Here is a 23,630-nt window from a genome sequence, read left to right on the forward strand (position 1 = left end):
TAGCGGTGCTAACCCACCTCGAATAACGCCATGGCCTCGACATGTGCTGTCTGCGGGAACATGTCGAGGATCCCGGCCCTTTTTAACCGGTAACCCTGCTTGATCAATTCAAGCGTATCGCGGGCCAGGGTCGCCGGATTGCACGACACATAGACCAGACGCTTGGCACCCAGTGCTGCGATTTTTCTGACGACCTCGTAGGCACCGTCGCGCGGTGGGTCCAAGAGTACCGCAGAAAAGCCTTCAGCCGCCCACTCGGCAACGGCCAGAGGTTGGGATAAATCCGCCTGAAAAAAGCGAACATTATTCAAATTATTGCCAAGGGCATTGGCGGCGGCCCGATCGACCATCACCTGCACCCCTTCCACCGCCACTACCTCGGCGGCTTTCTGCGCCAGCGGCAGGGCGAAATTGCCCAGGCCGCAGAACAGGTCGAGCACGCGCTCGTCATTCTGCGGGGCGAGCCAGTCGAGGGCCTGTTCGATCATCGCCGTATTGACCCCGGCGTTGACCTGGACGAAGTCGCCCGGGCGGTAGGCCAGGGTCAGTTTCCAGGGCTCCAGTTCGAACCCGAGGAACTGATCCGGTTCCACCGCTTCAGGCTCGCCTTCACCTTGCAGCCAGAGCTGCACGCCGGCTTCGGCGCAGAAGGCGTTCAGCTTGCCCAGGTCGGCCTCGCCCAGTGGCGCGGTGTGACGCACCAGCATGGCCAGGGCGGTGCCGCTGAACAGCTCGACGTGCCCGACCACCTGGGGTTTGCCCAGGCTCTGCAACAGCAACGGCAGATGGCGCATCACCGATTGCAAGGGCTGTACCAGCACCGGGCAGTCGTCGATGGCGATGATGTCCTGGCTGGCTTCGGCGCGGAAACCGACGTCCAGCTTCTTCGCCTTCTGGTCCCAGCGCACCGCGATGCGGGCGCGGCGGCGATAACCGAATTCCGGACCGCTCAAGGGCGCGGCCCACTGCTCGGGAGCAACGCCGGCCACCCGCTGCAACTGTTCGGCGAGCAGGCGCTGCTTGAGTTCGAGTTGGTCGGCGTGGGGCAGGTGTTGCAGGTTGCAGCCACCGCAGCGGTCGAAGTGCTTGCAGGGCGCCTCGCGGCGCTGCTCGCTGGCCGTGAAAACCCGCTCCAGGCGCGCCTCGACCACCTTGCCATGGGCATTGAGCACCCGCGCCTCGACCTCTTCGCCACCCAGCGCGCCACTGACGAACCAGGTGCGGCCTTCGAGGAAGGCGATGCCACGACCGTCACCGGCCAGGCGCTCGATGCTCAGGCGCTGCTTCTTGCCCGTCGGCACCTGGGGCGCACGGCTGCCGCCGGCCGGCTGGAAGCGCAGGCCGCCGTTTCGTTTAGCTTTGGACATCAGCGATCCGCGTCGAAAATGCCGGTCGACAGGTAACGGTCGCCACGGTCACAGATGATCGCCACCATCGTGGCGTTTTCCACTTCACGGGACAGGCGCAGCATCGCCGCCACCGCACCACCGGAAGACACACCGCAGAAAATGCCCTCTTCCCGGGCCAGGCGGCGGGTGGTGTCCTCGGCTTCGCTCTGGGCCATGTCGACCACGCGATCGACGCGCTCGGCCTGGAAGATCGACGGCAGGTATTCCTCCGGCCAGCGGCGGATGCCCGGGATGGCCGAACCTTCCATGGGCTGCAGGCCGACGATCTGCACGTTGGGGTTCTGCTCCTTGAGGTAGCGCGAGCAGCCCATGATGGTGCCGGTGGTGCCCATGGAACTGATGAAATGGGTGATGTTGCCGCCGGTCTGGCGCCAGATCTCCGGGCCGGTACTGACGTAGTGGGCCTCGGGGTTGTCGCCGTTGCCGAACTGGTCGAGGACCAGGCCACGGCCTTCGTCACGCAGGCGCTCGGCCAGGTCACGGGCGCCTTCCATGCCCTCTTCCTTGCTGACCAGGATCAGCTCGGCGCCGTAGGCGGTCATTGCCGCCTTGCGTTCGGCACTGGAGTTGTCGGGCATGATCAGGATCATCTTGTAGCCCTTGATCGCCGCCGCCATGGCCAGGGCGATCCCGGTGTTGCCGGAGGTCGCCTCGATCAGGGTGTCGCCTGGCTTGATCTGGCCGCGCAGCTCGGCACGGGTGATCATCGACAGCGCCGGACGGTCCTTGACCGAACCCGCCGGGTTGTTGCCTTCGAGCTTTACCAGGAGCGTATTGCTGGTCTCACCGGCCATGCGCTGCAGGCGAACCAGGGGGGTGTTGCCGACGCAATCGGCGATGGTGGGGTACTGCAAGGTCATGGCGTTTTCGCAATCCAGACTCACGGGGCCGCCTATCATACCGGCAAACCGTCGCGCCCCATATCACGCAATCTGCGGGGCTTATAGCGGATGGCTATAACCCCTTGCCCAGGCCAGCCGGATCGGCTGCGCGCAGATGGAAATTCAGGCGCAGGCCGCGGGCGCCGTTCTGCGCCCAGAGCCGTCCGCCCTGGCGCTGCATGGCATTGCGGGCGATGCTCAAGCCAAGGCCGAAGCCGCCATCACCCGGGCGTGAACCATCGAGACGGGTAAAGGCGGCGAAAATCCGTTCCAGCTCCGCTTCGTCCACCCCGCCCCCCTGGTCCTCCAGCCACAGCAGCCAATACTCGCCCTGGCGCTGGCCACCGAGGCGGATCACGCCGTCGGCGGGTGAATGGCGAATGGCATTGCGCAGGATGTTCTCCAGAGCCTGGGCCAGGCTGTTGAGATGGCCCTGCACCCAGCACTCACCGTCCAGCTCGCAGACCAGTTGCGCCCGCGGCCAGGCGCTTTCGAAGCTGGCGTCCTCGCAGAGCATTTCCCACAGCGCCGGAATCTCGATCGGCTCGCAGGGCAGCGGCGCGCGCTCGGCATCCAGCCAGGCCAGTTGCAGGGCATCCTCGACCAGACGCTGCATGCCCTCCACTTCCTGGCCCAGGCGCTCGCGCAGGCGGGGCAGGTCTTCTTCCGTGTCGCTTGCCACCTGCAGGCGACTCAGCGGTGTGCGCAACTCATGGGACAGGTCGCGCAGCAGTTGCTGCTGCAAGGCCACCGTGCCTTGCAGGCGCTCGGCCATATCGTCGAAGGCGCGGCCCAGCTCGCCGAATTCGTCATGGCGGCTGGTGGTGGTGCTGGCGACCCGTGCGGTCAGACGCTCGGAGCGCCAGGCATTGGCCTGGTCACGCAACTGGTGCAGCGGGCGGATCAGCATGCGGTACAGGCCGACGCAGAACAGCAAGGTCAGCAGGCCGGGGATCAGGCCATTGGTGACCATGCGCCAGAACAGCAGGTTCCAGCGGTCGGGGATCAGCCGGTGCGGCAGCTCGATCACCAGGCTGCCGAGGGACGAATCACCAGGAAACGGCACGCGCATCCACGGCGCCGTGGACGAATGCCGGCTGACCGGACGATCCACGCCGCGCAGGTTGGTCAGGCGCTCGACCTGGCCATCGGTCAGCGGCAGGCTGCCCAGCGGTTGCAGGTCCGGGCCGATCACGCTGATAAAGCCCTGTTCGCGTTCGCGCATGCCGGTCAGCCACAGGTCGACGCCAGCCGTGCCACCGCTTTCCAGGGCCCGTTCGGCCTCGGCGGCGTAGCCTTCGAGCAGCGCCCGCGCCTGGGGGCCGAGGTAGGCGTTGCGCACCTCCATCTGCTTGCCCCAGGACAGGGTCAGGCCGATCAGCAGCAGGCAGAAACCCACCATGAGGATCGCCAGCTTCCAGAACAGCGAATGACGGTTGGGCAACTCACTGGTCCTCGCCGGCGCTCAGGATGTAACCCTGGCCCCACACAGTGCGGACCTGGCGCTCCTGGTAGCCGATGGCCTTGAGCTTGCGGCGGATCTGGCTGACATGCATGTCGAGGCTGCGGTCGTGGCGCGAGTAACCGCGCTGCAGCACATGCTGGTAAAGGAAGGGCTTGCTCAGCACCTCGTCGGGGCTGCGCTGCAGGGTGTCGAGCACCCGGTATTCGCTGGGGGTCAGCCCGGCCCACTGGCCGTCGTGGCAGACGTCACTGGCCTCGTCGTCGAAACGCAGTTCGCTGGCTGGCGCCTTGCTCACCGGCGAATAGCGCCTTTCCAGGTCGACCCGCCGCAGGATCGCTTCGATACGCACGCGCAGCTCGGTCATGCTGAACGGCTTGGGCAGGTAGTCGTCGGCGCCGCGCTGGAAACCGGTGATGCGGTCCGCCTCGGCGCCCAGGGCCGACATCATGATCACCGGCGTGCCACTACGCTCGCGCAACTGCACCAGGGCATCGAGGCCGGTCATGCCCGGCAGCAGGATATCCATCAGGACCACGTCGAAATGCTGCTGGCGCGCCTGGTCCAGGCCGTCCCGACCATTGCGGCACCAGGTCACGAGAAAGCCACTACGCTCCAGTTGCTCGTGCAGGTAGGCACCGAGTACCGGATCGTCCTCGATCGCGAGAATGTTGGGATTGCGGATGACGGCGGGATTCATTGGCGGCTGCTAGCAATTCTCAATCGCGCGATTATTGAGCAATAAATTGCCCCAGGCAACCCGACCCTAGTACAAAGGCCGGTTCGTCATGAAGCGATAAACCAGTGCAATACCTTGAAACACGCGGTAGCTTTCTTCCCATCCAGCGCCGCGCAGACACAGGAGACCGGGCGTGCTGAATCGATTTGGAATCAGGACCCGCGTGCTCCTGCTCGCCGTGGTGCCCGCCGGGGCCATGGCCCTGGTGCTCGGTGGCTATTTCACCTGGCTGCAGCAGAACGAGCTGCAGACCCAGTTGCTCCAGCGCGGCCAGATGATCACCGAAAGCCTGGCACCGCTTGCCGGCCCGGCCCTGGCCCGCAGGGACCGGGCGCAACTGGAGCGGATCGCCGCGCAGAGCCTGGAACAGGCCGATGTGCGGGCCGTGTCCTTCCTCGGACCGGACCGCGGCAGCCTCGCCCATGCCGGACCGAGCATGCTCAACATGCCGCCGGCCGGCGGTGGTACGCAGATGCTCCAGCGCTCGGGCAGCGATGCCACGCGCTACCTGCTGCCGGTGTTCGGCCATCATCGCGACCTTGCCGACGATCCGGTGCCCGACGAAGCCGATCGCCTGCTGGGCTGGGTCGAAATCGAAATTTCCCATAGCGGCACCTTGCTGCGCGGTTATCGCGCGCTGTTCGCGAGCATGCTGCTGATCCTCCTCGGGCTGATGGCCACCACCCTCCTCGCCCTGCGCATGAGCCGGGCGATCAATGGCCCGATCGGGCAGATCAAGCATGCGGTCAGCCAGCTCAAGGACGGCAACCTGGAAGAACGCCTGCCAAACATGGGCAGCTACGAACTGGACGAACTGGCGGCCGGGATCAACCGCATGGCCGAGACCCTGCACAGCGCCCACGAAGAGCTCCAGCACAGTATCGACCAGGCCACCGAGGACGTGCGCCAGAACCTGGAAACCATCGAGATCCAGAACATCGAGCTGGACATGGCGCGCAAGGAGGCGATCGAGGCGAGCCGGATCAAGTCCGAGTTCCTCGCCAACATGAGCCACGAGATTCGCACACCGCTCAACGGCATCGTCGGCTTCACCCACCTGCTGCAGAAAAGCGAGCTGACCCCGCGCCAGCACGACTACCTCGGCACCATCGAGAAATCGGCCGACAGCCTGCTGGGGATCATCAACGAAATCCTCGACTTCTCGAAGATCGAGGCCGGCAAGCTGGTGCTGGAGAGCATTCCGTTCAACCTGCGCGACCTGATCCAGGACACCCTGACCATCCTCGCGCCGCAGGCTCACGCCAAGCAGCTCGAACTGGTCAGCCTGGTGTACCGCGACACACCGCTGTCGCTGATCGGCGACCCGCTGCGCCTGAAGCAGATCCTCACCAACCTGGTGAGCAACGCGATCAAGTTCACCCGCGAGGGCACCATCGTCGCCCGCGCCATGCTCGAGGACGAGCGCGAGGATTCGGTGCAGTTGCGCATCTGCATCCAGGACACCGGGATCGGCCTCTCGGCCCAGGATGTGCGCGCCTTGTTCCAGGCCTTCAGCCAGGCCGACAACTCGCTGTCGCGCCAGGCCGGCGGGACCGGCCTGGGGCTGGTGATTTCCAAGCGCCTGATCGAACAGATGGGCGGCGAGATCGGCGTCGACAGCACCCCGGGCGAAGGCTCGCAGTTCTGGATCAGCCTGAGCCTGCCCCGCGCCCGCGACACCACCGAGGACCAGCCGCTGCCGGCCCTGCACCAACGGCGCACGGCGATCACCGACAACCACGAACTGGCCCGCCAGGCACTGGAGCATCAACTGGAGGATTGCGGCCTGGCGGTGAGCACCTTCGGTTCGCCGGAGCAGTTGCTGACCGCGGTGGAAGCCGCGCACCTGGCCGGACAGCCGTTCGAGCTGGCGGTGCTCGGGGTCAACCTGCATGACATGGCCCCGGAAAGCCTCGGCCAGCTGATCCAGCGCCTGGAGCAGTTCGCCTGCCAGGCCCTGGTGCTCTGCCCGACCACCGAGCAGACCCTCTACCACCCGTTCCTGCCCAATGCCCACGGCCAGCTCTACGCCAAGCCGGCGTGCACGCGCAAGCTGCGTCGCGCCCTGCTCGAACTGGTCCAGCCGCGGCGCAGCCAGGGCGAACTCAAGGCCGTCCCGGGCCAGCGTTTGCCCAAGGTGCTGTGTGTCGACGACAACCCGGCCAACCTGTTGCTGGTGCAGACCCTGCTGGAGGACCTCGGCGCCGAGGTACTGGCGGTGGACAGCGGCAAGGCGGCGCTCAAGGCCGTGCAGCAGGACAGCTTCGACCTGGTCCTGATGGACGTGCAGATGCCGGGCATGGACGGTCGCGAATGCACCGAGCAGATCCGCCGCTGGGAAGCCGGGCATGGTGGCCAGGCGCTGCCCATCGTCGCCCTCACCGCCCATGCCATGGCCAACGAAAAGCGTGCCCTGCTGCATAGCGGCATGGACGACTACCTGACCAAGCCGATCAGCGACCGGCAACTGGCCCAGGTGGTGCAGAAATGGACCGGGCTGACGGTCAAGGTCACCCGCGACGACCGCAGCAGCGCCAACCAGTACGGCAGCAACGAGCTTAAAGTCCTGGACCCGGAGGAAGGCCTGCGCCTGGCCGCCGGCAAACCGGACCTGGCGGCGGACATGCTGGCAATGCTCCTGGCCTCGCTGGAGTCCGACCGCCACGCGATCCGCGCCGCCCGCGATACCGGCGACCGCGCCGCGACCATCGAGCGCGTGCACCGGCTCAATGGCGCCACCCGCTACTGCGGCGTGCCGCAGTTGCGCGCGGCCTGCCAGCGCAGCGAGACCCTGTTGAAGCAGGACGACCCGGAGGCCCAGCAGTCCCTCGACGACCTGGAACGGGCCATCGACCGCCTCACCCACGCGGCGCGCCAGAGCGCCTGACCTGAGGCAAGGCGGGCGCGCGGCGCTCTGGCTACACTGGCGGTTCGACCGTTAGGGAGCTTGAACGATGCGCGTCCTGTTTTTCAGCAGCCAGTCCTATGACCAGAACAGCTTCACCGCTGCCCGCGCGGTGCGCGGCTTGGAGCTGCACTTCCAGCCCGCCCGCCTGAACGAGGACACCGCCGCCCTCGCCGCCGGCCATGAAGTGGTCTGCGCCTTCATCAACGACGACCTGTCGGCGCCGGTGCTGGAGCGCCTGGCCGCTGCCGGCACGCGGCTGATCGCCCTGCGCTCGGCGGGCTACAACCATGTCGACCTGGCGGCGGCGAAGCGCCTGGGCCTGAGCGTGACCCGGGTCCCGGCCTATTCGCCGCATGCCGTGGCGGAACATGCGGTGGCGCTGATCCTGGCCCTGAACCGCCGCCTGCACCGCGCCTACAACCGCACCCGCGAGGGCGACTTCAGCCTGCACGGGCTGACCGGCTTCGACCTGCACGGCAAGACCGTCGGCGTGGTCGGCACCGGGCAGATCGGCCTGGCCTTCGCCCGCATCATGGCCGGCTTCGGCTGCCAGTTGCTGGCCTACGATCCCTACCCCAATCCGCAAGTCGAAGCCCTGGGCGCCCGTTACCTGCCCCTGGACCAGTTGCTGCGCCAGGCCAATATCATCAGCCTGCACTGCCCGCTGACCTCGCAGACCAAACACCTGATCAATATCCACAGCCTTGCCGACCTGCAGCCCGGCGCCATGCTGATCAACACCGGGCGCGGTGCCCTGGTGGACACGCCGGCGCTGATCGAGGCGCTGAAAAGTGGCCACCTCGGCTACCTGGGCCTGGATGTGTACGAGGAAGAAGCGCAGATCTTCTTCGAGGACCGCTCCGACCAGCCTTTGCAGGACGACGTGCTGGCGCGACTGCTGACCTTCCCCAATGTGATCATCACCGCGCACCAGGCCTTCCTGACCCGCGAGGCCCTGGCGGCCATCGCCGAGACCACCCTGGACAACATCGCCCGATGGATGGTCGGCGAGCCGCAGAATCTGGTGGAGGGATAAGGTAGGATACGCGGCAAATTTGGAGGCCCCATGGTCGAACACGATTTCCGCTACACCCTCTTCAACCCGCAACACACCCTGATCGAATGCCGCGCGCTGGCGGCCGGTCGCTACCAGGTCACCGGCAACGGCGGCTCGATCCAGAAAGGCGACGTCCTGCTGGTGACCCTCAAGGGCAGCAAGGACCTGTCGATGCGCCTCAGCGTCGACAGCGTCCGCCACCTGATCAACCCGCGCGGTCAATGGGTCGCCACGGCCAACGGTCCGGTCTTCGGCGAGCTGGCGATCCACCAGTGGAAAGTGCAGTGCAATGCCTGCGACGCCGAGCTCGGATTCGAATTCGCGGTAGACGCCAAGCTGGGCAAGAAAGCCCAGCAGCCGGCGGCAGTGGCGCGGATTGCCGAGCTGGGTTGGGCGACCAAGGGTGAGAAACACCTGTGCCCGAAATGCCGGGAGCAGGCGCAGTGAACAAGCTGTTGATGAGCGGCGCGGTACTGGCGGCCCTGGCGGGCTGCGCGGCCGAGCCGGTGAAGCTGCAGAAGGAACGCAGCTATGTGCTGGAGTGGATCGGCGAACGTCCGCTGATGGACTACAGCCACCTGACCCTGACCCTGGCCGATGATGGCCGGGCCTATGGCAATGCCGGGTGCAACCACTGGTTCGCCCAGTACAGCCTGCAGGGTGACAAGCTCAGCTTTGGTACCGTAGGCAGCACGCGCAAGCTGTGTGCGCCGGCGTTGATGGAGCAGGAAAAGCGCTTCTTGCAGGCGCTGACCCAGGTCGAACGCTGGGATGTTTCGCCGATCGAGCAGGTCAGGTTCTGGCCGGCCGAGGGCAAGCCGCTGCGGTTCTGGCCTGAAGAAGGCTGATCTCCCTTCTCAAGGCCAGCACAAAACCCTGTGGGAGCTGCGGTTCGGCGCCCCGACTTGCCAGCGATGAGGCCGGCACTGACAAAGATGTTGCCAGATCGGGCCCAATCGCTGGCAAGCCAGCTCCCACAGGGGTCATGTGTTGCCTGCCAGAACTGATCAGGCGCCCTTGAGCGCCTTGATCTTCTCCACCAGCCCCGCCTCGGTCTGCTCACCCATCAACTGCTCGCGCACCTTGCCCTTGTCATCGATGATGTAGGTCACCGGCAGCCCCTCGGCACGCGGCAGGTCATAGCGCTCGGCCGGGTCCTGGGCCAGCACGGTGAAGCCGATGCCCATGGTTTCCACCGACTTCTTCAGTTCCTCACCCTGCAACCCGTCGAAGTTCACCCCGACCACGGTCACGCCTTGGGCCTGCCATTCCTTGGCGAAGTGATTCAGTTCCGGGATCTCCACCCGGCACGGGCCGCACCATTCGGCCCAGTAGTTGAGCACCACCCAGCGCCCGTCGAGTTGCTCGGCTTTCACCGTGTTGCCGTTCTGGTCGAGGCCGTAGTCCGCACCGCAACCACCGAGCATCAGGCTCATGCTGATGGCCAGGGCTGCTGCCAAACGCCTTGTCATGGGTCAATCCTTCTTCAAGATTCAGGCAAAATGCCGGTTTGCTGCGGTTAGAATACCCGCCACTCACAGCCGGATGCGACCCTGACATGACCGACCTGACGCTTTACCACAACCCGCGCTGCTCCAAATCCCGTGGCGCGCTTGAGCTGCTCGAAGAGCGCGGCCTCACCCCCACCGTGGTGCGCTACCTGGAAACCCCGCCGGACGCGGCGACCCTCAAGGCCCTGCTCGGCAAGCTGGGTATCGGCGCACGCCAACTGCTGCGCACGGGCGAAGACGAATACAAGAACCTCGACCTGGCCAACCCGGCCCTGAGCGACGAACAGTTGATCGCTGTCATGGCCGAGCATCCCAAGCTGATCGAACGGCCGATCCTGGTGGCCGGCGACAAGGCGGTGATCGGCCGTCCGCCGGAGAACGTGCTGGAGATCCTGCCGTGAGCCAGCCGTACATCCTGATTCTCTATTACAGCCGCCACGGCTCCACCAGCGAAATGGCCCGGCAGATTGCCCGTGGCGTCGAACTGGCCGGCCTGGAAGCGCGCCTGCGCACCGTGCCGGCGATCTCCACCGAATGCGAAGCGGTGGCCCCGTCGATCCCCGAGACCGGCGCCCTGTACGCCACTCTCGACGACCTGCGCAACTGCGCCGGCCTGGCCCTGGGCAGCCCAACCCGCTTCGGCAACATGGCCGCGCCGCTCAAGTACTTCATCGACGGCACCAGCAGCCTGTGGCTGAGCGGCGGCCTGGTGGGCAAGCCGGCGGCGGTGTTCACCTCCACCGCCAGCCTGCATGGCGGCCAGGAATCGACCCTGCTGTCGATGCTGCTGCCGCTGATGCACCACGGCATGCTGATCATGGGCCTGCCCTACAGTGAGTCGGCGCTGATCGAAACCCGTGGCGGTGGCACGCCCTATGGCGCCAGCCACCATGCCGGGGCCGATGGCAAGCGCGACCTGGATGCCGACGAGATCGCCCTGTGCCGGGCACTCGGCCAGCGTCTGGCGAGCACCGCGAAACTGCTGGAGAACGGGCGTGGCTAAAAAGCCGAAGATCCTGCCGCCGATGCAATGGCTGGAACCCCGGGTGCGCCTGACCCGGGCCCTGAGCCTGGCGGCCTTTGCCAGCCTGGTGGTGCTGGTGGTGGTGAATACGCTGTTCTTTACCGACCTGCACGGCGCGCGCAGCTGGGTGATCCTCGGCGTGCAACTGCTGCCGCTGGCGCTGGTGGCGCCGGGGATGATCGGCGGCAGTGCCCGGGCCCATGCGTGGATGTGCTTCGTGCTCAACCTGTACTTCATCACCGGGGTGGAAGCGGCGTTCGACCCGGCGCGGGCGCTGTTTGGCTGGCTGGAGGTGGTGATCAGCCTGACGTTGTTCGTCAGTGCACTGCTGTATATCCGCTGGCGGTTTCAGCTGGATCGCAGGTTGGCAGGGGAAGGATCGGTTTGACTTTAGGGCCTCATCGCTGGCAAGCCAGCTCCCACAGGTTTCGCGGCGCACGCGGTCCCTGTGGGAGCTGGCTTGCCAGCGATAAGGCCCTAAAGAACACCTTCAATGATTGACGGTATGCGCCAGCATCACCGACAACTGGCACAGCGGCCGCCCACTCTCGGCATGCCACTGATTGAAAGCAGCCTGCACCAAGGCCAGGTCCTTCAGACTGGTCGGCTTCTTGTCGATCACTTCCTGGGCAATCAACGCCGCCGTCATGTCATCGGTCGGAATGAACGTATCCTTGCCCACCATCCGCAGGAACCGCGGCGCCGACAACCCGCCCAGCTGATTGCCATGCCTGGCCAGGTACTTCCACAGCCCGGTGATATCGGTCACCGGCCAGTCGGCGATCAGCGCCGCGAAGCTGCCCTTCTCCTTCTGTACATCCAGCACCATCTGCGCATTGCGCGGCACGCTCTTGAGCTTGCCCAGGTGGCGGATCAGGCGGGTGTCCTGCATCAGCCGCTCCAGATGCTCGGCGCCCATCAGCACCACCTTCTCCGGGTCGAAGCCGAAGAACACCTGCTCGAACGCCGGCCACTTGGCGTCCACCAGGCTGTGCTTGAGCCCGGCGCGGAATACGCGCAGGGCCAGGGTCGAAAGGTAGCGGTCATCACTGATCGCGCGCAGTTGCGCCGGGCTCTTCGGCTGCGGCAGGTAGGCCTCCAGCGCGGCCGCGGAGCCGAAGCGGTTCAGGCAGTACTCATGCAGCCACTGGTAGTCGCGCATGGGTCAGATGTTCAGCACGTCGAGGAAACGCGGGGTGGCGTTCTCGTCGATGCGCAGGCTGGTGAAGTCGAACAGGTTGCGGTCGGCCAGTTGCGATGGCACCACGTTCTGCAGGCTGCGGAAGATGCTGTCGGTACGCCCCGGCATCTTGCGCTCCCACTCCACCAGCATGTCCTTGACCACCTGGCGCTGCAGGTTTTCCTGGGAGCCGCAGAGGTTGCACGGGATGATCGGGAATTGCTTCATGTCCGAGTAGGCCTGGATGTCCTTCTCCGAGCAGTAGGCCAGCGGGCGGATCACCACGTTGCGGCCGTCGTCGGCACGCAGTTTCGGCGGCATGGCCTTCATGGTGCCGTTGAAGAACATGTTGAGGAAGAAGGTCTCGACGATGTCGTCGCGATGGTGACCGAGGGCCATCTTGGTCGCGCCGATCTCGTCGGCGAAGGTGTACAGGGTGCCACGGCGCAGGCGCGAGCACAGCGAGCAGGTGGTCTTGCCTTCCGGGACCAGTTCCTTGACCACCGAGTAGGTGTCCTTCTCGACGATGTGGTACTCGATGCCGAGGGTCTTCAGGTAGGCCGGGAGGATCTCCTCGGGGAAGCCGGGCTGCTTCTGGTCCATGTTCACCGCGACGATCTCGAACTTGATCGGCGCCACTTTCTGCAGGTGCAGCAGAACGTCGAGCATGGTGTAGCTGTCCTTGCCGCCGGACAGGCAGACCATGACCTTGTCGCCATCCTCGATCATGTTGTAGTCGGTGATGGCTTCGCCGGCGAGACGGCGCAGGCGTTTTTGCAGCTTGTTCTGATTGACCGAAAGGGTGCCCATGGCGCTTGAATCCGCGAGGTGTGACAAAAGGCGCGTATTTTACGCACAAACCGCCGCGCGACACAGACCCATCCGATAAAGACTGCAAGGAAATGAAGCAGCCCGCTGAGAGCGCGATTTGCTCTAAAAAAGCGGATTTGTGCAGCGAACGCCTTCCTATACTGCGACATAAGACCGCAACAATAGCGGCCTGTCCTGTCCGGCCCGTGCCTTGCGGGCTAGCAAGCGCTCCACTGGGGGGCGATTGGAAACGGCGTAGGAGTGATTGGCATGATCCATCACGTTGTTGGGCTGTTCACCCATCCTGACCAGGAATGGCGGGAAATCCGTGGCGAAGAAGAAACCATCAGCCACATGTACCTCACCCACACCCTGATACTCGCGGCGATCCCCGCCGTATCGGCGTTTATCGGCACCACCCAGGTCGGCTGGGTCATCGGCGAGCGCGCCCCGGTCATGCTGACCATGGACAGCGCCCTGTGGATGACCATCATGTCGTACATTGCCATGCTCGCCGGCGTTGCGGTGATGGGCGCCTTCATCCACTGGATGGCGCGCACCTACGATGCCAACCCGAGCCTGGCGCAGTGCATCGCCTTCGCCACCTACACCGCCACCCCGCTGTTCATCGGCGGCCTTGCGGCGCTGTATCCGCACCTGTGGCTGGGGATGATCGTCGGCACGGCGGCCATCTGCTACACGGTGTACCTGCTGTATGTCGGGCTACCGACCTTCATGAACATCCCGTCGGACGAAGGCTTCCTGTTCTCCAGCTCGGTGCTGGCGGTGGGCCTGGTGGTGCTGGTCGCCATCATGGCCTTTACCGTGATCACCTGGGGACTGGGCGTGGGGCCCGTCTACACCAACTAGAGCACTGCCAGCATAGGGGCAACACCACGGGCCGCCTTCGGGCGGCCCGATTTCGTGTGCAGACCGGGTTTGCGGCATAATCGGCCGCCTCAGGAGTACCGTCACGCATGCCAGAGCTGCTCAGAACCCGCGTCGAAGATTGCTACAAGCAAGCCGAAACCTTTTTCAAACGCCCCTTCCAGCGCCCCGAGGTCAGCTTCAAGCTGCGCGGGCAGAAAGCCGGTGTCGCTCACCTGCACGAGAACCTGCTGCGCTTCAACCTGCAACTGTACCGCGAGAACAGCGAGGACTTCCTGCGCCAGACCGTGGCCCACGAGGTCGCACACCTGGTGGCCCATCAATTGTTCGGTGACCGTATTCAGCCTCATGGCGAGGAATGGCAACTGATCATGCGCGGGGTGTATGAACTGCCGCCGAATCGCTGCCACAACTATGAGGTGCAGCGGCGCACGGTGACCCGGTATATCTACCGGTGCCCATGTGCGGGGAGTGATTTTCCGTTTTCGGCGCAGCGGCATGGGCTGGTGCGCAAGGGGAGGCGGTATTTGTGTCGGCGGTGCCGGCAGACGCTGGTTTTCACCGGGGAAGTGAGGGTGGAATGAGGGCCCTATCGCTGGCAAGCCAGCTCCCACAGGTTTTGTGTGCACCGCGAACCCTGTGGGAGCTGGCTTGCCAGCGATGAGGCCCTGGAGGACAACACAAATGAAAAAGCCCATCCGAAGATGGGCTTTTTTTGCATCACGCGATTCGCTTAGCGAACAGCAGGACCTTCAGCCACGCCCAGGTCGTCGACCGGACGGCTTTCAACCAGCGGCGAACCACCGGAATCCAGTTCCTTGTGCAGCTTGTCTTCGTCCAGTTCCTTGACCCACTTGGCCACGACCACGGTCGCTACGGCGTTGCCGATCAGGTTGGTCAGGGCGCGAGCCTCGGACATGAAGCGGTCGATACCGAGGATCAGGGCCAGGCCGGCAACCGGCAGGTGACCTACGGCCGACAGGGTGGCCGCCAGGACGATGAAGCCCGAACCGGTAACGCCCGCAGCACCTTTGGAGGCAACCAGCAGCACCAGCAGCAGGGTGATCTGGTGGGTGATGTCCATGGTGGTGTCGGTGGCCTGGGCGATGAACACCGCGGCCATGGTCAGGTAGATCGAGGTACCGTCGAGGTTGAACGAGTAGCCGGTCGGGATCACCAGGCCAACCACGGATTTCTTCGCGCCCAGGCGCTCCATCTTGGTCAGCATGCGTGGCAGGGCGGATTCCGAGGAGGAAGTACCCAGCACGATCATCAGTTCTTCACGGATGTAGCGGATCAGTTTCAGGACGCTGAAGCCGTGGGCACGGGCGATACCGCCGAGGATGACCAGGATGAACAGCACGCAGGTGATGTAGAAGCAGGCCATCAGGTAGCCCAGCTGCACCAGCGAACCCACGCCGTACTGGCCGATGGTGAAGGCCATGGCACCGAAGGCACCGATCGGGGCCAGCTTCATGATCATGTTGATGATGTTGAACATGACATGAGCGAAGCGGTCGATCATTTCCAGCAGCGGCTTGCCGTAGGAACCCAGGCGATGCAGGGCGAAGCCGAAGATCACCGAGAACATCAGCACTTGCAGGATGTCGCCGTTGGCGAAGGCACCGACCACGGTGGCCGGGATGATGTTCAACAGGAAGCCGATGGTGGTCTGCTGCGCACCGGCGGCGGCGTAGGCGGCCACGCTGCTGGCGTTCAGGGTGGACACGTCGATGTGCATGCCGGCGCCCGGCTTGACCACGTTGACGACAACCAGGCCGATGATCAGGGCGATGGTGGAGACGATTTCGAAGTAGAGCAGCGCGTAGCCGCCGGTCTTGCCTACCGACTTCATGCTCTGCATGCCGGCGATACCACTCACCACCGTACAGAAGATGATGGGGGCGATGACCATCTTGATCAGTTTGACGAAACCATCACCCAACGGCTTGAGGGCGACACCGGTTTCAGGAAGGTAGTGGCCGAGCAGGATACCGATGGTGATCGCTACCAACACCTGGATATACAGCGATTTGTACAGTGGCTGACGGGCTGTCGTCATGGCTATGTTCCTCAAGGGTACCGGCCGGTCCTTCCCAGGACGCGTGGCACCTGAATCGCGAACCCTCCTGCACTGGAGGGATTTGTTGTGTCGAGCTGCGTGGCAGAACTCTGCGAGGTTCATAGCAAGCCCGATGCCAATTTGCGCTTTCGCGGTGCAGACCCCGTGTTTACGGGGTTTTCTCGCACAATCAGGTGGCACGCTTGAAGATCAGAGTTGGCGGATTTCCGCCCGGGGCGGAATTTCGCCAGCCCAGGTTGGCGGATATCCGCCTACGAAACGCAGGGAATTAGCCGTCAGTCGGCGGTGAAGCGGATGCGGAACGCGGCGCCGCCCAGCGGTGAATCGTCGAGGGTCAGGCGCGCGTCATAGCTGTCGATGATGTCCTTGGCCACCGCCAGGCCGATGCCCTGCCCCGGGTATTGGCGGTCGAGGCGCTCCCCGCGCTGGAGGATGCGCTCGCGCTGGTCAGGCGGCACGCCGGGGCCGTCGTCCTCGATACACAACTCGAGCGCGCCCTCCGTCTCGTGCAGGCTGATGCGCACCTGGCCCAGGCACAGGCGCCAGGCGTTTTCCAGCAGGTTGCCGAGCAATTCCATCAGGGCGCCCCGCTCCATCGGCACCCGGGCATCGTCGGCCAGGTCGAAGGCGACCTCGACCTGCTTGTCGCGATAGACCTTGGCCAGGGTGCCGCACAGGCTCTCCAGCAGCGGCCGCAACTGCACCTGATGGCGCACCAGGCCGCTTTTGCGCAGGCTGGCGCGCTGCAACTGGTAATCGATCTGCTGGCTCATGCGCTCGATCTGGCTTTGCAGGACCCGCGCCTGCTCACGGTCCGCAGGCCGTTGGGCCATGCCTTCGCTGACGCCCTGCAACACCGCCAGCGGGGTTTTCAGGCTATGGGCCAGGTCGCCCAGGGAGTCGCGGTAGCGCCCGCGCTGCTCGCGCTCGCTGCGCAGCAGGCGGTTGAGAGAGCGGGTCAGGCGCAGCAGCTCGCGGGGATGCTCGCCGCTGAGGCCTTCACGGGCGCCGGACTCGATTTCGTCCAGCTCCACGGTCATCCGCCGCAACGAGCGCAGGCCCCAGGTCAGCCCGGCCCAGAGCAGCAGCATCAGGACCAGCAGCGCTGCACCGAAACCGAGATAAAGCTTCTCGCGCAGGCCATTCAGGGTTTCCCGGTATTCGCGCACCGGCTGCAGGGCGACGATGCTGTAGGCCGCATTCTTGCCACCGAGCAGCTTGACCTCGACGTCATAGACGAAGAACTCCTCGCCGTCGTCCTGGCGGATCCGCGCGAACTCGTTGCCGCGCCCGTCATAGCGTGGCTGGTAGTTGATGTTCTCTTTGGCGGTGGCCCGCGAGCGCCAGACCAGCCGGCCATCGCGGTCATAGATGTAGCCGAGCAGGCGGCCGTCGGGCAGGTTGAAGCGCTCGTCCGGCAGCAGCACCGGCATCATCAGGCGGTTGTTTTCCACCCGGGCAGCGGAAATCAGGGTGGTCACGTCCGAGGCCAGGCGCTGTTCGATGGACTCCTGCAGGGCCAGACTGAAGGTTTTCTGCAAGGCCGGCAGCAACGCCAGCATGAACAGCAGCGCCAGCAGCGCCGCCGCCAGCATCAGGCGGACCCGCAGGGAGCGGATCACCGGCAGCGCTCGGTGAACAGGTAGCCGAGGCCGCGCACGGTATCGATCGGCTTGAAGCCGCAGTCACCCTCGAGCTTGCGCCGCAGGCGACCGATCAGCACTTCGATGACATTCGGGTCGCGCTCATCATCATTGGGATAGAGCTGCTCCATCAGCCGCTCCTTGGCCACTACCTGCTGGTGATGGCGCATCAGGTATTCGAGGATGCGGTATTCGTAGGCGGTCAACGCCAGCGGCTGCTCGTCCAGCACCGCCTGCTTGCGGTTCAGGTCCAGGCGCAGAGGGCCGGCGGTGATGGTCGCCTGGGTGAAGCCGCTGGAGCGGCGCAACAGGGCATTCAGGCGGGCTTCCAGCTCTTCGAACTGGAACGGCTTGACCAGATAATCGTCGGCCCCGGCGGCCAGGCCCTCGACCTTGTCCTGCCAGTTGCCACGGGCGGTGAGGATCAGGATCGGGAAGGTCTTGTCGAGGGCGCGCAGGCGGCCGATCAGTTCCAGGCCGCTCATGCCCGGCAGGCCAAGGTCGACGATGGCCAGGTCATGGTTGAACTGTTCGGCCTGGTACAACGCCTCCTCGGCATCGCCCACGGCTTCGACCACATGTCCGCCTTCGCTCAGACGGCTATAGAGGTGGTGGCGCAGCAGCGCTTCATCCTCGACCACCAGCAATTTCATTGGCATCGCTCCTGGGTAGTGCGTGACGCGCAGAATAGCAGCGAACCGGCCCGTTCCTAGGGGCCGGTTCCGGCAACTGTGGCTCAGAATTTGTAGTTGGCCGACAGGTAGGTCTGCGCGCTGCTGGTCAGGCGCAGGGCGCCGAGCTTGCTGTCGCCGCGCTCGCCCAGGTCGGTGCTGGCGTTGCTGCGCAGGTACCGGTAGCCCAGCTCGACCGAGGCATTGTCGGTGACTTGCTGGAGCACGCCGCCCTGCAGGCCGACCGCGTAGCCGATGTCGCTGTCGCGGCTGGCGCCTGGCGAGTCCTGGGTCAGCTTGGTCAGGCCGGCGCTGGCACCGCCGAACAGCTTGGTGGTGCTGCCCACGGGGTAGAACAGGTCGTAGCTGCCGAGGAGGTTTTCCTGACGCAGTTTCAGGCCGTTGTGGGTGCCGGAGACATTGTCGTAGGTGGCGTAGTAGCGACCCTCGTCGTTGATCCGGCCGAGGCGGATGCCCCAGGTGTCGTCCTTGCCGATGATGCCGTCGGTGTTCTGGTTGCCCAGGGCCTGCTCCAGGCCGCTGGACTTGCGGACCTTGTCGCTGGTCTGGCCGTAGGTGAGGCCGGCAAAGGTATCGTCGGCCTGGACGCTCATGCTTGCGCCGAGGACGGTCAGCGCGGCCAGCAGGGTGTTGAGGCTTTTCATGATGATGTTCTCCACGGTGATGCGCGGTTGGGGTCTGGGCGCTAGAGTAGGAACCCGGCCCTGAACCGCGGCTGAACCCCGCCTGAACCTGGGCTGAACGTTTCGCTTCTTCATGATTTCGAGAACAGGAGTACCGATCATGCGTTTGATGCTTGCTGCCGCCCTGCTGGGCGCCGCCGGACTGGCCCAGGCCGCCGTGCAGACCCGAGAGATTCCTTATCAGGATGCCGACGGCAAGCGCCTGGTCGGCTACTACGCCTACGACGACGCGGTGAAGGGCCCGGTGCCGGGCGTGGTGGTGGTGCACGAATGGTGGGGCCTGAACGACTACGCCAAGCGCCGCGCCCGTGATCTCGCGGCCCTGGGCTACAGCGCCCTGGCCATCGATATGTACGGCGACGGCAAGAACACCGAGCACCCGGCGGATGCCATGAGCTTCATGCAGGCGGCGCTCAAGGATCCGGCGGCGGCGGCCAAGCGTTTCGATGCCGGCGTGGCGTTGCTCAAGCTGCAACCGCAGACCGACAAGGAACGGATCGCGGCCATCGGTTACTGCTTCGGCGGCAAGGTGGTGCTGGATGCGGCGCGCCGGGGTGAATCCCTGGCCGGCGTGGCGAGCTTCCATGGTGCGCTGGTCACCAGCACACCGGCGACGCCCGGCAGCGTGAAGACGAAGATCCTGGTGGAGCATGGCGCGGCGGACAGCATGGTCACGCCGCAGCAGGTGCTGGACTTCAAGAAGGAGATGGATGCTGCGGGCGCGACCTATGAGTTCGTCAGTATCCAGGGGGCCAAGCATGGCTTTACCAACCCGGATGCCGATCGCTTGAGCCATGGCGAGCATGGTGGGCCGGATATCGGCTACAACAAGGCGGCGGACGAGAGTTCGTGGGCGGATCTGCAGGCGTTCTTCAAGAAGATCTTCTGACTCCGGGCACACAACAAGACCTGTGGGAGCTGGCTTGCCAGCGATGAGGCCACCAATGACAACATCGGTGTCAGATCGGGCCCTATCGCTGGCAAGCCAGCTCCCACAGGGTTCTATGCCAGCCTATCCAGCCAGCATGGCCCACGGCACAATACCCGCCATGAACCGACTCCCCACCTGCTGCTCCCCGCTCCAGCACCACTGGCCCCTGCCCCGTCCGGTCCCCGGCGCGCAGCTGGTCAGTTGCACCTTCGACCCGGCCGCCCTGCGCGCCGACGATTTCCAGCGCGCCGCCATCGAACAGACACCCGCCCTGCAACGCTCGGTGGCCAAGCGCCAGGCCGAATACCTCGCCGGCCGCGCCTGCGCCCGCGCCGCCCTGCAACACCTGGATGGCCGCCTCTACGTCCCCGCCACCGGCGATGACCGAGCCCCCGTATGGCCAGCCGATATCGCCGGCTCCATCACCCACGGCAAGGGCTGGGCAGCTGCGGTAGTTGCCTACAAGAACGACTGCCAGGGCCTCGGTCTCGATCAGGAAACCCTGCTCGACGACGACCGCGCCGCACGCCTGGCCGGCGAAATCCTCACCGAAGCCGAACTCCAGCGCCTCGACCCGGCTCGCCGCAGCCTGGCCGTGACCCTGACCTTCTCCCTCAAGGAAAGCCTGTTCAAGGCCCTCTACCCGCTGGTGCTCAAGCGCTTCTACTTCGAACACGCCGAAGTGCTGGAATGGTCCGACGACGGCACCGCGCGCCTGCGCCTGCTCACCGACCTGTCGCCAGAGTGGCACCACGGCCGCGAGCTGGAAGGCCAGTTCTGCCTGATGGGCGATCACCTGCTCAGCCTGATCGCGGTCTGAACGCTATTCCCCGCCCGGCCCCTGCTGCTCCCGCGGCCAGCTCAGGCTGAAACAGGCCCCGCCGAGCCGCTGGCTCTGGCCCACCAGCGCCCGGCCGTTGTGCCAGTAGATGATCCGCCGCACGATCGACAGCCCCAGCCCATGCCCGCCGGACGAGCGGGTGCGGCTGTCGTCGAGCCGGGTAAAGGGCGTGAAGATCCGGTCCCAGGCGCTTTCCGGAACCCCGGGGCCATCATCCTCGACATCGATCCGGCAACGCTGCAGGCCCAGTTGATAGCTAAGGGTCACCTGCGACTCGGCATGGCGCATGGCATTGCTCACCAGGTTCTGCAAAGCGCGGTGCAGATAGCGCGGCTCGGCCTCGACCCAGGCGCCCTCGCCGCCGCCCTGGGACACCCCGCGCAACACCTGCACTTCACGGCGCAGCGGCGCCAGCTCGGCAATCACCTGGTCAAGCAGCGCATCCAGGTCGACCCGCTGAAAATGCAGGGCCGGCGCGCCCTGTTCGAGGCGGGCGTACATCAGCATCTCGTCGACCAGCTTGTCGAGGTCCTGGATATCGCTGTCCATCCCGGCCAGGTGCTTGTCCCGGGCCTGTTCGGTGCTGGCACTGGCGATCATCTCCAGGCCGAAGCGCAGGCGCGCCACCGGGGTGCGCAGCTCGTGGGACACGGCCCGGACCAGTTCGCGCTGGATGGTCAGCGAGCGTTGCAGGTGCTCGGCCATGCCATTGAAGGCCTCGGCCAGGCGCCCCACCGAGTCGGCGCCCTCGGCGACCACCCGGGTATCCAGGCTGCCCTGGGCGATCTGGGTGGCGGCCACCTCGACCTGGGACAGGCGCCGCTCCAGTTGGCGCACCAGCAGGTAGACCACCAGGCCGATCAGGCTCAGGCCAAGGGCGGCGATCAGGATCAGCAACTGCGGCGGATAGGGGTTCATCTGGTACAGCGGGCCGATTTCCAGGACCCAGGGCGTGCCGGCGATGCCGGCGAAGACACGGATCGAGTCACCGTCCTTGCCCAGGGCCATCACCGTGTCGCCCTCCTCGACCCGACGGCGCTGATCGTCATCCATATCGGCATCGTTCTGCGCCAGCAGGCGCAGGTCGAAGCCGAAGCCCTTGCTCTCTTTCAGCTCCGCCAGGCGCCGACCCTGCTCGGCCACGGGATACCGCACCAGCTCGTCCACCAGCAGGTAGATGGTGGCCCGGGCCAGTTGCTCGCTGATCTGCTGCACTTCGCCGGTCAGCACCAGGTCACGGTTCTTGAGCTGGGCGACGATCCGCGCCTGATGCGGACCGAGGTGCTCGACCAGCACCTGGCCGCGTTGCAGGCGGGTACGCTGGCCGCCGTCGAGGTGGGCGTCGGTGCTGCTTTGTACATTCAGCGGAATACCCAGCAAGCGCTCCCACAAGGCCAGGGCGCGGGTGCGCTCGACGCCGTTCATCCGCGCCAGGTTGTCGGCCATCAGGGTGAAGGTACCGTGCGCCAGGCGCTCGCGGTACTGCCCGGCGCGCACTTCGTTAAGCAGGTGCAGGCTCAGGGTGCCGAGCACCGCCACCAGTACCAGGACGCCGAGCATGCCGCCATAGATGCGCAGGAAGATCGAGTTCATGCCTTGCTGCCCAGGGCCTCGGCGGCCTCGCGGACGAACAGGTAGCCCTTGCTGCGGATGGTCTTGATCATGCGGGGATGGATCGGGTCGTCACCGATCTTCGGACGGATACGCGAGATGCGCACGTCGATGGAGCGGTCCTGGCCGTCATAGCCGACGCCGCGCAGGGAGGTGAAGATCTCTTCCCGGGAGAGGATGCGTCCGGCATTGCTGATCAGCAGCCAGAGCAGGTCGAACTCGGCGCCGGTGAGCTCGATGCCGGCCTCGTCCAGCCAGGCCTCGCGCAGGGTGTTGTCGACCCGCAGCGGGCCGAACTGCACGCTGCGCACCTCTTCCTCGACCGCTGGCGGCTCGGCCCGGCGCAACAGGGCGTTGATCCGCGCCAGCAGCAGGCGCGGGCGCACCGGCTTGCACACATAGTCGTCGGCGCCCAGATCCAGGCCCTGGACCTGGTCGAGGTCGTCGCTGCGCGCGGTGAGCATGAGGATCGGCCCGGGGTAGCGCTGGCGTACCTTGCGGCAGATGCTCAGGCCGTCTTCGCCGGGGAGCATCAGGTCGAGGATCACCAGGTCCGGCTGTTCATTGATGATGCGCGCCGCAGCCTTGGCGCCATCGCCTTCGACCTCGACGCTGAAGCCGTTGGCCTGGAGGTATTCGCGGGTCAGTTCGGCGAGCCGCTGGTCATCCTCGACGATCAATACCTGACAGCTTCGCTGCTCCACGGCCCCACTCCTGCATCGTTGTTATTGGAATAGTGTCGCCAAAGGGCAACATCGGCCACGGATACTACGTGGCGCCCCGGGTACTGCCAACCGCCCGACCGGGTAAGGCAAATTGCCTGCCAGACGCGGCGGCAAGGCGCGCTTTTTGTGATAGGGTTCGCGCCCGCCAAAATCTCTCAGTCGCCTTTTCCTACATGAAAAAAGGATGACAGGCGGCGCGCTCTTGATAGGACGGGGCCTACAGCCAGTTGTCCCGATTCACACACAATCTACTCACAAGTTATCCACAGATCGTCGCCTTGCAATAGGCCCGATACCGCATTATCTTGTATCTCACGCACAACAAAACACTACATCTTGGGTTTTCATCAAAATCCCAAGCACAAGTCAGGCAGCGAACTCAAGCCCTTCAGCGGCTGTTTTTTTTGCTTGAACTTTAAGTGAATCCAGCAGCCAAACCGCTCCTGCGGAGGCGACCGTTGCAAGCCCTCGGGGGGCCTTGTTCCGGGTATGGATGCAGCAGGCCAGTGCCGCGCATCCGCACAGCAACAGATTTTGGGTTTTCGACCCAGG

At 65.1% G+C, this 23,630-nt stretch carries 24 protein-coding genes; 11 read left to right on the forward strand and 13 right to left on the reverse strand.

The genetic code is table 11. From position 1 onward, the window contains the following. Positions 1-8: 8 nt before the first annotated feature. The 4 genes from rlmD to AC2CQI_RS13440 all read right to left on the reverse strand — a co-directional run bounded on the left by rlmD (position 9) and on the right by AC2CQI_RS13440 (position 4,452). Positions 9-1,367, reverse strand: coding sequence for a 23S rRNA (uracil(1939)-C(5))-methyltransferase RlmD (rlmD, locus tag AC2CQI_RS13425; RefSeq protein WP_075803699.1), 1,359 nt, complete (start codon positions 1,365-1,367; stop codon positions 9-11). Beyond that, positions 1,367-2,269 carry a cysteine synthase CysM gene (gene cysM / locus AC2CQI_RS13430; protein ID WP_178392006.1) on the reverse strand — a complete coding sequence of 301 codons (903 nt, stop codon included), beginning with the start codon at positions 2,267-2,269 and terminating at the stop codon, positions 1,367-1,369. The genes rlmD and cysM overlap by 1 nt, the downstream gene beginning before the upstream one ends. Positions 2,270-2,363: 94 nt before the next feature. Continuing rightward, positions 2,364-3,692, reverse strand: coding sequence for a histidine kinase sensor domain-containing protein (locus AC2CQI_RS13435; RefSeq protein WP_484580616.1), 1,329 nt, complete (start codon positions 3,690-3,692; stop codon positions 2,364-2,366). Between the two features lie 43 nt (positions 3,693-3,735). Beyond that, complete coding sequence (locus AC2CQI_RS13440; protein ID WP_075803697.1) at positions 3,736-4,452, reverse strand: response regulator transcription factor; 717 nt, start codon at positions 4,450-4,452, stop codon at positions 3,736-3,738. Between the two features lie 172 nt (positions 4,453-4,624). Here AC2CQI_RS13440 and AC2CQI_RS13445 point away from each other — a divergent pair, with 172 nt between their 5' ends. The 4 genes from AC2CQI_RS13445 to AC2CQI_RS13460 all read left to right on the forward strand — a co-directional run bounded on the left by AC2CQI_RS13445 (position 4,625) and on the right by AC2CQI_RS13460 (position 9,304). Further along, positions 4,625-7,378, forward strand: coding sequence for a response regulator (locus AC2CQI_RS13445; RefSeq protein WP_484580423.1), 2,754 nt, complete (start codon positions 4,625-4,627; stop codon positions 7,376-7,378). Between the two features lie 67 nt (positions 7,379-7,445). Next, positions 7,446-8,435, forward strand: a complete 990-nt coding sequence (locus tag AC2CQI_RS13450; protein WP_075803695.1) for a 2-hydroxyacid dehydrogenase — start codon at positions 7,446-7,448, stop codon at positions 8,433-8,435. A 30-nt stretch (positions 8,436-8,465) separates the two neighbouring features. After that, positions 8,466-8,903: a hypothetical protein gene (locus AC2CQI_RS13455; protein WP_075803694.1), complete on the forward strand. Its 438-nt coding sequence runs from the start codon at positions 8,466-8,468 to the stop codon at positions 8,901-8,903. Between the two features lie 11 nt (positions 8,904-8,914). Then, positions 8,915-9,304, forward strand: a complete 390-nt coding sequence (locus tag AC2CQI_RS13460) for an META domain-containing protein (protein WP_086937234.1) — start codon at positions 8,915-8,917, stop codon at positions 9,302-9,304. A gap of 159 nt (positions 9,305-9,463) precedes the next feature. Here the strand turns inward: AC2CQI_RS13460 and AC2CQI_RS13465 are convergent, their stop codons facing one another. Continuing rightward, the gene (locus tag AC2CQI_RS13465) at positions 9,464-9,928 is read right to left on the reverse strand and encodes a TlpA disulfide reductase family protein (protein WP_075803692.1); all 465 of its coding nucleotides are present in this window, start codon (positions 9,926-9,928) and stop codon (positions 9,464-9,466) included. 86 nt (positions 9,929-10,014) lie between these two features. On the opposite strand from AC2CQI_RS13465, the gene arsC reads away from it, so the two are divergent. From arsC to AC2CQI_RS13480, 3 genes are read left to right on the forward strand one after another with little or no spacing between them, the layout of a single operon-like run. Continuing rightward, a complete protein-coding gene (gene arsC / locus AC2CQI_RS13470; RefSeq protein ID WP_484580424.1) occupies positions 10,015-10,368 on the forward strand; it encodes an arsenate reductase (glutaredoxin) in 354 nt (117 codons plus the stop codon). After that, positions 10,365-10,970, forward strand: a complete 606-nt coding sequence (wrbA, locus tag AC2CQI_RS13475; RefSeq protein WP_484580425.1) for an NAD(P)H:quinone oxidoreductase — start codon at positions 10,365-10,367, stop codon at positions 10,968-10,970. Before arsC ends, wrbA begins: the two co-directional genes overlap by 4 nt. Next, positions 10,963-11,379 carry a DUF2069 domain-containing protein gene (locus AC2CQI_RS13480; protein ID WP_075803689.1) on the forward strand — a complete coding sequence of 139 codons (417 nt, stop codon included), beginning with the start codon at positions 10,963-10,965 and terminating at the stop codon, positions 11,377-11,379. Before wrbA ends, AC2CQI_RS13480 begins: the two co-directional genes overlap by 8 nt. Before the next feature lie 102 nt (positions 11,380-11,481). Here the strand turns inward: AC2CQI_RS13480 and AC2CQI_RS13485 are convergent, their stop codons facing one another. Then, positions 11,482-12,153 (reverse strand): DNA-3-methyladenine glycosylase I, encoded by a 672-nt coding sequence (locus AC2CQI_RS13485; protein ID WP_484580426.1) that lies wholly within the window; start codon positions 12,151-12,153, stop codon positions 11,482-11,484. Between the two features lie 3 nt (positions 12,154-12,156). Beyond that, complete coding sequence (gene ttcA, locus AC2CQI_RS13490) at positions 12,157-12,981, reverse strand: tRNA 2-thiocytidine(32) synthetase TtcA (RefSeq protein ID WP_484580427.1); 825 nt, start codon at positions 12,979-12,981, stop codon at positions 12,157-12,159. Positions 12,982-13,251: 270 nt separating this feature from the next. Here ttcA and AC2CQI_RS13495 point away from each other — a divergent pair, with 270 nt between their 5' ends. After that, positions 13,252-13,851 (forward strand): Yip1 family protein, encoded by a 600-nt coding sequence (locus AC2CQI_RS13495; RefSeq protein ID WP_075803686.1) that lies wholly within the window; start codon positions 13,252-13,254, stop codon positions 13,849-13,851. A 107-nt stretch (positions 13,852-13,958) separates the two neighbouring features. Continuing rightward, the gene (locus AC2CQI_RS13500) at positions 13,959-14,453 is read left to right on the forward strand and encodes a SprT family zinc-dependent metalloprotease (RefSeq protein WP_484580428.1); all 495 of its coding nucleotides are present in this window, start codon (positions 13,959-13,961) and stop codon (positions 14,451-14,453) included. Positions 14,454-14,602: 149 nt separating this feature from the next. Here the strand turns inward: AC2CQI_RS13500 and AC2CQI_RS13505 are convergent, their stop codons facing one another. From AC2CQI_RS13505 to AC2CQI_RS13520, 4 genes are all read right to left on the reverse strand, one after another. Continuing rightward, positions 14,603-15,931 (reverse strand): dicarboxylate/amino acid:cation symporter, encoded by a 1,329-nt coding sequence (locus tag AC2CQI_RS13505; RefSeq protein ID WP_075803684.1) that lies wholly within the window; start codon positions 15,929-15,931, stop codon positions 14,603-14,605. Positions 15,932-16,227: 296 nt separating this feature from the next. After that, positions 16,228-17,574 carry an ATP-binding protein gene (locus AC2CQI_RS13510; protein ID WP_484580429.1) on the reverse strand — a complete coding sequence of 449 codons (1,347 nt, stop codon included), beginning with the start codon at positions 17,572-17,574 and terminating at the stop codon, positions 16,228-16,230. Further along, the gene (locus tag AC2CQI_RS13515) at positions 17,571-18,248 is read right to left on the reverse strand and encodes a response regulator (protein WP_484580430.1); all 678 of its coding nucleotides are present in this window, start codon (positions 18,246-18,248) and stop codon (positions 17,571-17,573) included. The genes AC2CQI_RS13510 and AC2CQI_RS13515 overlap by 4 nt, the downstream gene beginning before the upstream one ends. Before the next feature lie 83 nt (positions 18,249-18,331). Continuing rightward, complete coding sequence (locus AC2CQI_RS13520; RefSeq protein WP_484580431.1) at positions 18,332-18,931, reverse strand: outer membrane protein; 600 nt, start codon at positions 18,929-18,931, stop codon at positions 18,332-18,334. A 139-nt stretch (positions 18,932-19,070) separates the two neighbouring features. On the opposite strand from AC2CQI_RS13520, the gene AC2CQI_RS13525 reads away from it, so the two are divergent. Together AC2CQI_RS13525 and AC2CQI_RS13530 are read left to right on the forward strand one after the other, a co-directional pair. Then, the gene (locus tag AC2CQI_RS13525; protein ID WP_484580432.1) at positions 19,071-19,859 is read left to right on the forward strand and encodes a dienelactone hydrolase family protein; all 789 of its coding nucleotides are present in this window, start codon (positions 19,071-19,073) and stop codon (positions 19,857-19,859) included. 160 nt (positions 19,860-20,019) lie between these two features. Next, complete coding sequence (locus AC2CQI_RS13530; protein ID WP_075803679.1) at positions 20,020-20,721, forward strand: 4'-phosphopantetheinyl transferase family protein; 702 nt, start codon at positions 20,020-20,022, stop codon at positions 20,719-20,721. 3 nt (positions 20,722-20,724) lie between these two features. On the opposite strand, the gene AC2CQI_RS13535 is transcribed toward AC2CQI_RS13530, so the two are convergent. Both AC2CQI_RS13535 and AC2CQI_RS13540 read right to left on the reverse strand, forming a co-directional pair. After that, positions 20,725-22,335: an ATP-binding protein gene (locus AC2CQI_RS13535; protein ID WP_075803678.1), complete on the reverse strand. Its 1,611-nt coding sequence runs from the start codon at positions 22,333-22,335 to the stop codon at positions 20,725-20,727. Continuing rightward, entirely contained in the window at positions 22,332-23,057 is a 726-nt protein-coding gene (locus AC2CQI_RS13540; protein WP_075803677.1) for a response regulator, read from the reverse strand. Before AC2CQI_RS13540 ends, AC2CQI_RS13535 begins: the two co-directional genes overlap by 4 nt. Positions 23,058-23,630: the final 573 nt, after the last annotated feature.

This window comes from Pseudomonas sp. P2S-1 (assembly GCF_057197725.1).

What these genes read in the sequence shown, in the direction of transcription:
- AC2CQI_RS13500 (WP_484580428.1), top strand. Translation starts at nt 13,959, where the DNA reads ATGCCAGAGCTGCTCAGAACCCGCGTCGAAGATTGCTACAAGCAAGCC.
- cysM (WP_178392006.1), bottom strand. Translation starts at nt 2,269, where the DNA reads ATGACCTTGCAGTACCCCACCATCGCCGATTGCGTCGGCAACACCCCC.
- rlmD (WP_075803699.1), bottom strand. Translation starts at nt 1,367, where the DNA reads ATGTCCAAAGCTAAACGAAACGGCGGCCTGCGCTTCCAGCCGGCCGGC.
- ttcA (WP_484580427.1), bottom strand. Translation starts at nt 12,981, where the DNA reads ATGGGCACCCTTTCGGTCAATCAGAACAAGCTGCAAAAACGCCTGCGC.
- AC2CQI_RS13440 (WP_075803697.1), bottom strand. Translation starts at nt 4,452, where the DNA reads ATGAATCCCGCCGTCATCCGCAATCCCAACATTCTCGCGATCGAGGAC.
- AC2CQI_RS13520 (WP_484580431.1), bottom strand. Translation starts at nt 18,931, where the DNA reads ATGAAAAGCCTCAACACCCTGCTGGCCGCGCTGACCGTCCTCGGCGCA.
- arsC (WP_484580424.1), top strand. Translation starts at nt 10,015, where the DNA reads ATGACCGACCTGACGCTTTACCACAACCCGCGCTGCTCCAAATCCCGT.
- AC2CQI_RS13515 (WP_484580430.1), bottom strand. Translation starts at nt 18,248, where the DNA reads ATGAAATTGCTGGTGGTCGAGGATGAAGCGCTGCTGCGCCACCACCTC.
- AC2CQI_RS13495 (WP_075803686.1), top strand. Translation starts at nt 13,252, where the DNA reads ATGATCCATCACGTTGTTGGGCTGTTCACCCATCCTGACCAGGAATGG.
- AC2CQI_RS13505 (WP_075803684.1), bottom strand. Translation starts at nt 15,931, where the DNA reads ATGACGACAGCCCGTCAGCCACTGTACAAATCGCTGTATATCCAGGTG.
- AC2CQI_RS13460 (WP_086937234.1), top strand. Translation starts at nt 8,915, where the DNA reads ATGAGCGGCGCGGTACTGGCGGCCCTGGCGGGCTGCGCGGCCGAGCCG.
- AC2CQI_RS13435 (WP_484580616.1), bottom strand. Translation starts at nt 3,692, where the DNA reads ATGGTGGGTTTCTGCCTGCTGCTGATCGGCCTGACCCTGTCCTGGGGC.
- AC2CQI_RS13530 (WP_075803679.1), top strand. Translation starts at nt 20,020, where the DNA reads ATGAACCGACTCCCCACCTGCTGCTCCCCGCTCCAGCACCACTGGCCC.
- AC2CQI_RS13450 (WP_075803695.1), top strand. Translation starts at nt 7,446, where the DNA reads ATGCGCGTCCTGTTTTTCAGCAGCCAGTCCTATGACCAGAACAGCTTC.
- AC2CQI_RS13535 (WP_075803678.1), bottom strand. Translation starts at nt 22,335, where the DNA reads ATGAACTCGATCTTCCTGCGCATCTATGGCGGCATGCTCGGCGTCCTG.
- AC2CQI_RS13485 (WP_484580426.1), bottom strand. Translation starts at nt 12,153, where the DNA reads ATGCGCGACTACCAGTGGCTGCATGAGTACTGCCTGAACCGCTTCGGC.
- AC2CQI_RS13465 (WP_075803692.1), bottom strand. Translation starts at nt 9,928, where the DNA reads ATGACAAGGCGTTTGGCAGCAGCCCTGGCCATCAGCATGAGCCTGATG.
- AC2CQI_RS13525 (WP_484580432.1), top strand. Translation starts at nt 19,071, where the DNA reads ATGCGTTTGATGCTTGCTGCCGCCCTGCTGGGCGCCGCCGGACTGGCC.
- AC2CQI_RS13455 (WP_075803694.1), top strand. Translation starts at nt 8,466, where the DNA reads ATGGTCGAACACGATTTCCGCTACACCCTCTTCAACCCGCAACACACC.